The 11,131-nt window shown below is 62.8% G+C and carries 10 protein-coding genes; 2 read left to right on the plus strand and 8 right to left on the minus strand.

All coding sequences use genetic code 11. From position 1 onward, the window contains the following. Positions 1–33: 33 nt before the first annotated feature. The 8 genes from AC50YA_RS21580 to AC50YA_RS21615 form a co-directional block, all read right to left on the minus strand. Positions 34–1,029: a sugar kinase gene (locus AC50YA_RS21580; RefSeq protein ID WP_494984228.1), complete on the minus strand. Its 996-nt coding sequence runs from the start codon at positions 1,027–1,029 to the stop codon at positions 34–36. After that, positions 1,026–1,694: a bifunctional 4-hydroxy-2-oxoglutarate aldolase/2-dehydro-3-deoxy-phosphogluconate aldolase gene (locus AC50YA_RS21585; protein WP_494984229.1), complete on the minus strand. Its 669-nt coding sequence runs from the start codon at positions 1,692–1,694 to the stop codon at positions 1,026–1,028. Before AC50YA_RS21585 ends, AC50YA_RS21580 begins: the two co-directional genes overlap by 4 nt. 109 nt (positions 1,695–1,803) lie before the next feature. Next, positions 1,804–2,529 carry a FadR/GntR family transcriptional regulator gene (locus tag AC50YA_RS21590; RefSeq protein WP_494984230.1) on the minus strand — a complete coding sequence of 242 codons (726 nt, stop codon included), beginning with the start codon at positions 2,527–2,529 and terminating at the stop codon, positions 1,804–1,806. Positions 2,530–2,739: 210 nt separating this feature from the next. After that, a complete protein-coding gene (locus AC50YA_RS21595) occupies positions 2,740–3,894 on the minus strand; it encodes a sugar ABC transporter substrate-binding protein (protein WP_494984231.1) in 1,155 nt (384 codons plus the stop codon). A 100-nt stretch (positions 3,895–3,994) separates the two neighbouring features. Beyond that, positions 3,995–5,056: an ABC transporter permease gene (locus AC50YA_RS21600; protein WP_494984232.1), complete on the minus strand. Its 1,062-nt coding sequence runs from the start codon at positions 5,054–5,056 to the stop codon at positions 3,995–3,997. 8 nt (positions 5,057–5,064) lie between these two features. Further along, a complete protein-coding gene (locus AC50YA_RS21605) occupies positions 5,065–6,072 on the minus strand; it encodes an ABC transporter permease (protein ID WP_494984233.1) in 1,008 nt (335 codons plus the stop codon). Continuing rightward, positions 6,069–7,679, minus strand: coding sequence for a sugar ABC transporter ATP-binding protein (locus AC50YA_RS21610; protein ID WP_494984234.1), 1,611 nt, complete (start codon positions 7,677–7,679; stop codon positions 6,069–6,071). Before AC50YA_RS21610 ends, AC50YA_RS21605 begins: the two co-directional genes overlap by 4 nt. A gap of 187 nt (positions 7,680–7,866) precedes the next feature. Next, a complete protein-coding gene (locus AC50YA_RS21615; protein WP_252564246.1) occupies positions 7,867–8,571 on the minus strand; it encodes a cysteine hydrolase family protein in 705 nt (234 codons plus the stop codon). Between the two features lie 421 nt (positions 8,572–8,992). Between AC50YA_RS21615 and AC50YA_RS21620 the strand changes: the two genes are divergently transcribed. Beyond that, on the plus strand, positions 8,993–9,994 hold the full coding sequence (locus AC50YA_RS21620; protein ID WP_494984235.1) for a dihydroxyacetone kinase subunit DhaK: 1,002 nt from the start codon (positions 8,993–8,995) through the stop codon (positions 9,992–9,994). Positions 9,995–9,996: 2 nt separating this feature from the next. Beyond that, complete coding sequence (gene dhaL, locus AC50YA_RS21625; RefSeq protein ID WP_494984236.1) at positions 9,997–10,644, plus strand: dihydroxyacetone kinase subunit DhaL; 648 nt, start codon at positions 9,997–9,999, stop codon at positions 10,642–10,644. Positions 10,645–11,131: the final 487 nt, after the last annotated feature.

The following is an 11,131-nucleotide window of genomic DNA, read 5'->3' on the forward strand; positions in this document are numbered from 1 at the left end:
CTTTCACGTACACGGTGACGGACGTGCGGTCTTTTATCGGGAGACGGGTTCTGTTGCGTCCAGCAGGTCCAGTTCGCTACGCCGGGGCATGCCTTCCCAGTCTCCGGGAACCAGGCAAGCGAACGCGCCTGTCCGTGCGGCTGTCAGCAGGCGTTGGGGAACGTCCTTGCCGTTGAGCATTTCGGCGATATAGCCGGCTACGAAGGCGTCTCCGGCTCCGACGGTGTCCACCGCCCGGATGGGGATGGCACCCTGCGCGTGGGGTGTGCCGTCCACAACGGCGACGCATCCGTCGGCGCCGAGTTTGATGACGGCTTGGGGGGCGCCCAGCTCGGTCATTCGCCGGGCAAGATCCCACGGGTCTCCTCCTGCACCGACCGCCATGGCCGCTTCCGTGTCCCCCGCGAAGACGACGTCGGCCCGGGGTACGATCCGGCGGTATTGTTCTCCTGCTTCTTCGGGGGACCACAGCGCTGCCCGGTAGTTCAGATCGAAGGAGACCAGAGTGCCGGCCTCCTTTGCACAGTCGAGGGCGTAGCTGACCGCGTCCGCTGCGCTAGCAGACAGGGCTGGTGTGATGCCCGTTATGTGGAGCAGTTTGGCTTGGGTGATCTGTTCCGCCGGGACGTCGTCGCGGCATAGCCGGGATCCGGCGCTGCCCCTGCGGTAGTACCAGACCTTCACCGCGTCAGCGGTTCTGCGTTCTTTGATCATGAGTCCGGTGGGAGCTGTGTCGTCACGGATCGCGATGGTGTTGATCGCTTCGGCCGCGAGTTCGCGCAGCACCATGTCTCCCAGGCTGTCGGCTCCGACTCTGCCTGCCCATGTTACCGAGGTGCCGAGCCTGCGTAGGGCTATGGCAAAGTTGCTCTCGGCTCCCCCCATGCCCAGGCTCAGTGAGGCTACGTGGGCCAGGGGTCCGGGTGTTTCGGCCTTCATCAGCGCCATGGTTTCGCCCATGGTGACGACGTCTGTGATGTGGCATGGGGTGACGGCAGCGCTATCGGCCGCCCGATTCGGGATGGTCACCGGTCAGTGCCTTTGCGTTCCTCGGCTGCCGCTGCCACCAGTTCGGTGACGCGCCGTGCCCGGTCTGTGAGTTGGGCAAGACTGCCGCCGGCGAATGCGTCCCCTATCAGCGGGCCGCCAAGGCTGACGGCCAGGGCGCCGGCCTGGATCCATCGGGGGGCGTCCTCGATGCTGACGCCGCCGCTGGGTATGAGTTGCATCTGCGGGAAAGGGCCGTGGAGTTGGCCGATGTAGTCCGGCCCCACGGTGGAAGCGGGGAAGACCTTGACGGCCGTCGCGCCTGCACTCCAGCCTGCGTGCAGTTCGGTAGGGGTCAGTCCGCCGGGGATGATGGGGATTCCGCGGGACACGGCGGCGTGCACGATGTCGAGGTTCATTGAAGGTGTCACAAGGAACTGTGCTCCGACGTCAAGGGAGCGTTCGGCCTGTCCTGTGGTGGTGACGGTGCCGATGCCTATCTCCGCGGCGTCTTCGAATGTGCTCCTGATGTCTGGAAGAAGATCGAACACGTCCCGGGTGGTGAGTGTGAGTTCGATGAACCGGACGCCCCCGGAGAGCAGCTTTTCAATCACGGGCGGGTATTCACTGGCGTGAGTGGTGCGCAGCACCGCTATCACCTGACCGGCCAGCGGAGGCGTCGGCTGTTGGGGGGGAGATGCGACCATGTCTTTGTCCGTTTTTCCTTCGTTAGTCGGGCTCCGGGGGCAGAAATCCGGGAAGATTGAGCTGATCCTGCCGCGACCGCGTTATACGGTGCGCCGCCGGAGCCCGCTCTTATCCCTGGCTGGCTACCGGTTGGGCCAGGTTCTTGGCGATGTCCCGTTCGACGTCGCGAATGTGGGCTACGGCGGCCTCGCGCGCTTCGCGTACCCGCCCGGTGACGATCGCGTCGACAATTCTGCCGTGTCCTGCGTGGGAGTGTTCACGCCGCCCGGGCAGTGCTATCACGCGGAGGGAGTATTTCAGAAGCGTCGGTTCCAGGCCGCCATAGAGGGTGGCCAGCAATTCGTTTCTCGAAGCCTTCGCAATTGTTTGATGGAGCTTGATATCCAGCCGCACGAAGTCCTCGTCCGAGAGGTCCGGATCTGCGCACTGTTCCATGATGCTCTCCAGCTCCGAGGTCAACGCGGGGGTAATTCTCTTTGCCGCCCAACCGGCCGCGTCCCGTTCCATCATCCGCCGTACCTCGAACAGCTCGGGCACGGTAAAGTCCTCGAACACGAGCAGGTCGGACCGGCCTGCGGTGGAAACGGCATTGCTGACCACGAAGACCCCGACGCCATGGCTGCTGTTGAGCAGGCCACTTGCCTCTATGCCTCGGATGGCTTCACGCATCGAACTGCGGCTCACCCCGAACTCCTCCGCAAGGACGCGTTCGGCAGGAAGTTTCTCCCCTACCGCGTAGACGCCCTTGGTGATGAGCTGCGTCAGTTGGGCGGCGACGGAGTCCGATACCCGCAGCCGCTCGACGCGCTCGATCTTGCTTGCATATTCAGCCATGGTCTCTCCTTCGCCGCCCGGAAATGGCTCTCCGGCATATTTCATCATACTGGTCCGGTGGCCTGATCACTAACCATCAGCAGGCTTATGAACCACTCGCTGGGGATTCGGGCCGGTGGGCGGCGTAGGAAGGTTCTGCCGCCGCCCACCCTTCGCACTCGCCGGAGTCGGCTGCAGACCGAAGGCGGCGGGCACGGTGGAGTGCCCGGTTCAGTATTTCTTCGGGGGTGACATGATGCCGCTGATGTAGGCGGAGTACGTGTCCACGTTGTCCTTGGTCACGAGGTGGGTTGTGATGTTCGAAATCTTCGGGACGTAATTTCCCAGGACGACGGACTGGAACGCGGTGTCAATCATCTTGGTTCCATTGTCGACGGAGTTCACGTCCACCGAAGCTGTCAGCTTGCCGTTTCGGATTGCATCCATACCTGACAGCAACCCGTCGGCTCCGACGATGACGATGCCCTGTGAGCCGTCCCATTGTTTCAGTCCTGCGGCGTCGACTGCCTGTGAAGCGCCGAGTGCCATGTCCTCGTTCTCACCGTAAATGGCGTTGATGTCGGGGTGACGCGTGAGAAGGTCCTGGGCTGCGGAGAGTCCTTTGTCGCGCAGGTATCCACCGTCGGCGCTGCCGACTACCTCTATGCCAGGGTTTTCGGCCATGGCCTGGTTGAAGCCGATCAGTCGCGCTTTGGTCCAGTCGGAACCGGCGGGGCCCATGATCTGGACGATCTTGCCCTTGCCCTTGAGGGTGTCCGCGATGAACTTTCCGGCCACGTAGCCGGATTGCCAGCGGTTGTCGTAGCCGATGTTAGAGACGGTGTTGATCTGATCGACCGGATACAGTTCGACGGGCTGGTTGAACTGGAAGATCTTGGTGCCCGCATCCATTGCGGTCTTGTAGACACCCTGCATGGTCGCGAAGTTCGCGCCCGTGCAGATGAAAACGATGTCGAACTTCCGGCTGGTCCAGGTCTGGACGGTGCTGATCTGTTGTTCAACGGCGCTGAAGTTGCCCGTGGGTGAGGACTTCTCCCACTTCCAGTTCACTCCGTACAGTTCCTCCAGTTGTGCCATCCGGGTGAAGGCGGCGTTTTCCATCTGGGTGTAGTACTCGGAAAGCACCGGGGGGGTGAAGCCGACCTGGACGGTGCGCCCGTTGACGAGCTTCTTGACAGCGGCGGTGAAATCCGCATTGCCTTCCTGGCCGCCGCCTCCGCCTCCGCCACCGGCCGTCGATCCACCGGGAGGAGTTGTGCAGGCGGTGAGCAGACCGAGCGTTCCCATCAGCGCACCTGCCCCGAGGAGGTGGCGGCGCGTGGATCCTGACGTCAGGTTCTCGTTCCGGGGAGGGGTTGTTTCCATTGTATTTCTCCTTTGAAATTCAGGCTGTGGGGCGGGGATGCGGTGTTTTGGCAGGGTCGGCATTGGTGGGTCAGACGGGTCCGGTGCCGGGAATGGTGGATCAGCTCAGGGCCTGCTTGGCCACGGTCGCGGGGGCAGGTTTTTGTTGCGGGTAGTGTTCGATTTCTGCGCTGGTCTGGCGCTGCTTGAAATACGCCGTGAGACGGTCAAGAAGCACGGCGAGCAACAGGATGATTCCGGTGACTACCTGCTGCCATTCGGAGGTGATGCCGGCGATGTTCATGGCGTTGGCGATCAGTGTGATGGTCAGGGCTCCGAGTATGGCGCCGACCATCCGGCCGCGTCCCCCGGTCAGGGCTGCGCCGCCGATGATGGCGGCGGTGATAGCCAGGATTTCGTAGCCGGTTCCCAGGGTGGGGGCGACGTTGGTGGCGCGCCCTGCGAGGATGACGCCGGCCAGGCCGGCACAGCCGCCGCTGACCACGTAGGCGAACGTCTTCACGGCGGGGACTGAAATACCGGAGAGCCGGGCTGCGTCCGGGCTGCCGCCGACAGCGTACAGATGGCGCCCGATAACCGATTTGCGCAGCATCAGTGATACGAGGATGCACAAGATGATGGCAACGATGATCGGAATGCTGATGATCCCTCCGAGCTTGACCTGGCCTCCGACGAGCCTGTATTCGGGCGTCATGTAGCGGGTGAAGGGTGTTCCCTTAGTCCAGAGGAAGAGCACGCCTCGGGCAACACCGAGCATGGCGAGAGTCGCAACAAAGTCGGGCAGCCCCAGTTTTGTGATCATCAGTGAGTTCAACAGGCCGCAGAAGAGTCCGCAGGCGATGCCTGCGAACAATGCGAGCGGGAAAATCAGTCCCTGATTGATCAGGAAAGCGCACACGCCGGCCGAGAGGCCCATGACGGAACCAACGGACAGGTCGATTCCGCGCGCGATGAGCACGATCGTCATGCCCAGCGCGAGAAGGAGCACAAAAACAGCCTGGTTGGCGATGTTCTCCCAGTTTCCGAAACTGAGGAAGGCAGGCGACACGAAGGTCATCGCGATGATGAACAGGACAAGCAGCAAGACCAGGCCGGAGCCCGGTTTGGCGAGGAGCCTTTCGATCCGGTAACCGAGGGCAGGTGTGTTCAGGGAAGAAGACATGTCGGGCCTCACTGAGGATTCTGGGTTGCGACCGTTAAGGGGGATACCGGTCGGAGCATGGACTGCAGCCATTTTTGGGCGCCGCGGTCGAAAGCCACCGCGGCAACGATGGCCGCACCGGTCACGATCGAGAACCACAGCGGGTCGACACCGATCAGCTGCAGGCCACGGCTGAGGATGGAAAGGAAGAAGGCTCCGAGCGCGGCCCGCCAGATGCTTCCACGGCCGCCCGCCAGGGCGACACCGCCGACCACACACCCGGCAATCGCCGTGAGTTCATAACCGCCCCCGAGCCCGGGTTGGACGGAATTGAGTTTGGATGCCAGGAGCACGCCACCGACGCCAGCGACAATTCCGGAGATGACGAAGACCGCGAACTTGGTCCTGCGCACGCTGACCGCGGCCAGGTATGCTGCGTTCGGGTTGATGCCGACGGCGTAGACCGTACGTCCGAAAGGTGTCTTGACAAGCGCGACCTCCAGGATGATCAGAATCACGGCCGTGATGAGCACGCCTGTCGGGACACCGGCGATCTTCCCGCCTGCGAGGGCGAGGAAGGAGCTGTCCGTGGTGCCGGTGAGCTGAGTGCGGGCGGTAAAGACCTGGAGCACGCCTGCCCCTATGCTCAGGGTGGCCAGGGTGACGATGAAGTCACTCACCCCCAACCGGGCAACGAAGGCCCCGTTCACGAGACCGAAGATCAGCCCGGTGGCGATCCCGGCGAGGACCGCGAAGACGGTGGGGGTTCCGTTCATGATGGCGAAGAGCGCGGCGGCCGCGCTCAGACCGATGTTGGACCCGATGGACAGGTCGATTCCGCCGCTGATCAGGACGAAGGTCAGGCCGGCCGCCAGCAGCACCGCTGAAACGGATTCGACGAAGGTGTTGTAGATGTTGTCCGGGCTGAGGAAATAGGGTGATGCGATGGCAAAGTAGACACACATGATCAGGAAGACGATCGAAACGGCGACGCCGTCAATGGCGAGTACTCGAGAAAAACGCTGGAAAATGTTCATGCTGCGACTGCTCCTCGGGTGGCCAGAGAAATGATCCGTTCGCCGAGTTCGCTGGTTTCGGAGGCTGCTTCATCCCGGCCTGTGCTCTCAAGCTCGCCGACGATGGTTCCTTCGCGCATGACGGCGATGCGGTCTGATACGCGGATCAGTTCGGGCAGCTCGGAGCTGATCACGATCGCGGCTCCGCCCTGGTCCACGAATTCGTAGATCAGCCGGTAGACCTCGGCTTTGGCACCGACGTCGATACCCTGGGTCGGCTCATCGAAAATAATCAGGTCGGGCTCGGTGAAGAGGCACCGGGCGATGATGACCTTCTGCTGGTTCCCGCCGCTGAGGTTGCGGATTTTTTCCTGCACGGAGCTCGTTTTCACCCCCAGGTCTTTGACATATTTTTTGGCGGTCGCTGTCTCTTGGCCGCCGCGGAGGAACAGTCCTCCCGCGGCTGTCCTTTTCAGATCCGAGATCGTGATGTTCCTCTTGACCGAGAAGTCCCCGAGAATGGCGTGGGTTTTGCGCTCTTCGGGCACGTAGGCGATGCCTTTCTGTCGAGCGTCGCGCGGGGAGCGGATGACGGCCGGTTTGGAATGCAGGAGGATGCTTCCGGAGTCCGGGTGGTCGGCGCCCAGGACGATCATGGCGGTTTCCGTGCGCCCCGCTCCGGCGATGCCCGCCAGCCCGAGGACCTCCCCCCGGCGGACGGACAGACTGATCTCATGAAGAAGGGGGTGTCGGGTGACCGATTCCAGCCGCAGGACTTCATCCCGGGCTCCGGTGAAGCCGTGGGCTCGCCCTTCCTCGACGATGTCTTCCCGCGCGGCAAGGTTGGAGCGCCCGACCATGAGACGGACGAGCGAGTCCGCGGTCTGCTCGGCAGGGTCCACGGTTGCGACAAGCCGCCCGTCGCGGAGCACGGTTATGGTGTCCGCCAGACCGAAGAGCTCGTCGAGCCGATGGGTGACCCACAGAAGCGAGATGCCCTTTTGGCGCAATTGGCGCATATAGCTGAACAGTGTGAGGCGTTCGTGGTCCGCCAGCCCGGAGGTGGGTTCATCGAGGATCAGGACCTGTGTCCGGAAGGCCAGGGCTTTGATGATCTGGACGACGTGCTGTTTCAGGGCACCGAGGGCCTCGACAGGGACTTTGATGTCGTGGTCGGTGAGGCCGAACTCGTGCGTGAGTTCAAGGACCCGGGTGCGCATTTCCTTTTCGTCGAGGACGCCGGCGAGACGGTTCCTGCCGGTGATAATCTCACGGCCGAGGAAGATGTTTTCCACCGCGGTGAGATTCGGGGCTAGGGATTGTTCCTGGTGGACGGTTGAGATGCCGAGGTCCTGGGCATCGCGGGGAGTGGCGATGGTGACCTCGGAGCCGGAGACCCGGATAGTTCCGGCCGTGGGGGAGACGGTTCCGGAAAGGATGTTGATCAGGGTCGATTTTCCGGCCCCGTTCTCGCCGAGGAGCCCGTGGATTTCGCCGGGACGCAGATCGATGTCGACCTCGGCCAGGGCCACGACTCCGGGGTAGACCTTGCCGGTTCCCCGCACGGACACGATGGGCGGATCGGCAGGTCCGGCAGGGACGCTTTGAGAGTTTTCGTTGTTGTTCATTCCAGGTGACCTCATTGTCGAAACGGCTTCACAGCTGGTACCCCGGTAACCCGGTGGTCTGATAACTTGTAATGGTTGGCTGCCACCGGTCCAGTGGAAGGCTGCTGTCAGTCTGGGGCAGCAGGTGCTGTCGAGGACCTCGTCCCGCCGGAGGTCGGCGGGACGAGGTCCGCGCACCGCAGACAGTTCAGGCGGCGTCGATGAGTTCGAGGAATTCCTTGCTCGTGCGCACGTCGCCGTGGTTGGCCTGGATGTTGCGCAGCGCTTCCCAGTGCTGACCGTAGCCCGGCGGGTCGTCCTGGCCCGAGGGAATGGCGGCGGTGGTGTCGGCCAGGACAATAATCTTGTAGTCCTGGTTGGCGCCGTCGATGGCCGTGGCAATCTGGCAGTTGCCCGAGGAGAGTCCTGCGACGACGAGGGTGTCGGCCCCCGCGCGGCGCATGTACTCGCTCAGCGGGGTGCCGTAGAACGAGGAGAAACGGTGCTTGCGGATCACGGGCTCATCGTCGAGCGGCTTGAGCTCATCCACGAGCTCGTCGCCGCCGTTGCCCCAGGACCCGGGGAAGCTTTCAAGCTGACCTTCAAGGCCCCACTTGACGTCGGCATAGCCAGCGTCCTTGCCATCCGCGCGCAGGCCCCACAGCGACCAAACGACCGGGATCCCCTTTGCGCGGCAGGCTTCGAGCACGTTCTTCACCGGCTCGATGACGTCCTTGCCCTCCGGGGCACCGCCGACGCTGGGAATGTACATTGCCCCACCGGGCTCTGCGCAGGCCTTCTGCATGTCGAGGACGAGCAGCATCGTCTTCTTTGGATCGATGGTCGGAGCAAGGTAGTGCGAACGGTCGATGACTTTATCAATGTTTTCGTAGGTGTAGTCCAGTGACGACATTTCTTCTCCTTGTTGCGGGTGCCGGCAGCATCGCCGGCGCCCATCGGTTTTCCGCGCGGCCGCGGACTTCAAGCCTCACGGGCCACCTGCCCTGCACAGAGAACTGGATGGCAGGTGATCCGGTGGTCTGAACACTACGAGAGGACCAAGATCTCTGTCAATACCTTTCCGTGATTTCTGTCACGGCGGCCGGGATGGCGCCTAACGTGCGCTGCTCGGTGCAGGGGCGGTTTCGTGTTTCAGGGTCATCCGGATGGAGTAGTTGCGCCGATTTTTTTGGGAAGCCGGAGGCGGGGGATTGACGGGAACGGGTTCCTGGGGAAAACTTTTGGTCAGACCACCCGATCATCGAACCAATAAATATGATCGGGGCGACCGTGACATAACGCGCGGTCCTAGTGCCGGAGGTAGTGGAAAACCGATGAAAAAATTCATGAATGAACCGTCTGCCGCGGTCGATGACTACGTGGCAGGGCTGGTCGGCGCGCACCGGGGGATCCTGGACTGGGACGCCGGCAACCGCGTGCTTCAGCGCCGGGAACTTCCCTCGCGTCCCAAGGTGGGCCTTGTGGGCGGCGGGGGGTCGGGCTGCGAACCGACGCATACCGGTTTCGTCGGCTACGGAATGCTTGATGCCGCCGCACCGGGGCAGATCTTCACATCTCCGGTCCCGAATCAGATCGTGGCCGCCACCCGCCGCGCCGACTCAGGAAAGGGCGTTCTGCACATTATCAAGAATTTTACGGGCGAGGTCATGAATTTTGGGATGGCCCAGGAGATCCTCTTTTTCGAAGATATCCAAGTGGCCCAGGTTGTCGTCAATGATGACGTATCGATCCCCGACGACGGGGAGACCGCCGGCCGGAGGGGCCTCGGGGCCACGGTTCTTGTCGAAAAGATCGCCGGGGCCGCCGCCGAGGAAGGCTCGGAGCTGGCCGAAGTGCTGGCCCTTGCCCAGAAGGTGGTCTCCCGATCCGGGACGTTCGCGGTCGGATTGTCCTCGTGCACTCCGCCTGCACGCGGAAAACCAGTCTACGAACTTGCCGATACCGACATGGATCTGGGCATCGGCATCAGCGGTGAACCCGGGCGCGAACGGGTCCCGATGACAAGCGCACAGGAAATTGCACGGTTGATGGTCAACGAGGTCTTATCCGACATCGCGCCGGCGGAAGGCGCCGAGCTGCTCATGCTTGTCAACGGGATGGGAGCCACGCCGCACCAGGAAATGTATCTTCTGGCCGGTGAACTTGCCGCGGCGGCAGAAGCCCGCGGCGCCCGCGTCACACGTCAGCTGGTGGGAAATTTCGTGACTTCCCTCGATCAGGCCGGAGCCGCCGTAACCTTCCTGGAACTTGACCCGGAGCTGACCAGGCTTTGGGATGCTCCGGTCCAGACAGTCGCACTGAGATGGGGACGATGAGGATGAACACCACGGATATGAGCCTGACCAGACCGGACCTGGAGCGCTGGATCCTGGACTTTGCACACCAGATCATCGAGCAGCACGTCGTCCTCAGCGATCTGGATGCCGCCAGCGGCGACGCAGATCACGGTTCGAATATGGAGCGCGGGATGTCGGCACTGCTGCAGTCCGTGCCGGGTTGGGACAGCACGGCGCTTCCCGGGGAGTTCCTCAAGCAGGTCGGCCTGCACATCGTGTCCTCGGTCGGCGGATCCAGCGGAGCCCTCTACGGAACGATCTTCCTGCGGATGGCCCGTACCGTGGGCGACGCGCCGTCGATCAACGCCGGGCTGCTGTCAGACGCCTTCGAGGCGGCCGCGCAGGGCGTCGTTGAGCGCGGCAACGTCAAACAGGGGGACAAGACCATGTATGACGCGCTGGCACCCTCCGTCCAGGCGCTGCGGGCGCAGTTGACGGCGAAGAAGTCCCCGTCGGAGGCCCTGCAATCCGCCGCGGCAGCGGCTGCGGCCGGTCGTGATGCGACCGCCGACATGGTCGCCCGTAAAGGGAAATCAAGTTACGCCCGCGAGAAGTCCCGAGGGTTCATCGATCCCGGCGCAACCTCCGTTGCCATGCTGATCCGGTCGGCAGCCCGAACACTCGGATAAGCCACGCATTTTCTACAAGGAGAACTTCCCGCGCCCCTGTCCCACGCGGATCGGACGGGCCGCTTGCAAGCTGCGTCCCGGGGCTATGGCTCCCTGGGAACGCCCGTCGTGCATGGGAGCACGTGGTCTGCCGCGGGATTTAACGAGCGCAGCCATCCGGCCGCAGACCATTTCAAACCCTTGACATCGATATGCAAATACGGCAGAGTTCAGACCACCTGATGACCGGATGATTGGACGCGAAGGGCAGGGAGAGGACCGGAACAGTTTTCCGGCATTCACCGGCCGTTCCGAAACTGTCCGGACCCCGGGTCTGCATGGTCGGGACGCAGAAGCCGCCCCGGATGGGCGGGGCCTTAACCCCCGTTTTGAATTCACACAATGAGAAAGGTAGCGACCCCATGAGTTTGCATGGATCCAAGATTGCGCTGTTGATCGAAGATGAGTACCAGATCCTGGAAGGCTGGTACCCGCTGCTCCGCCTGCA

It is taken from the genome of Pseudarthrobacter sp. RHLT3-21 (assembly GCF_059383495.1).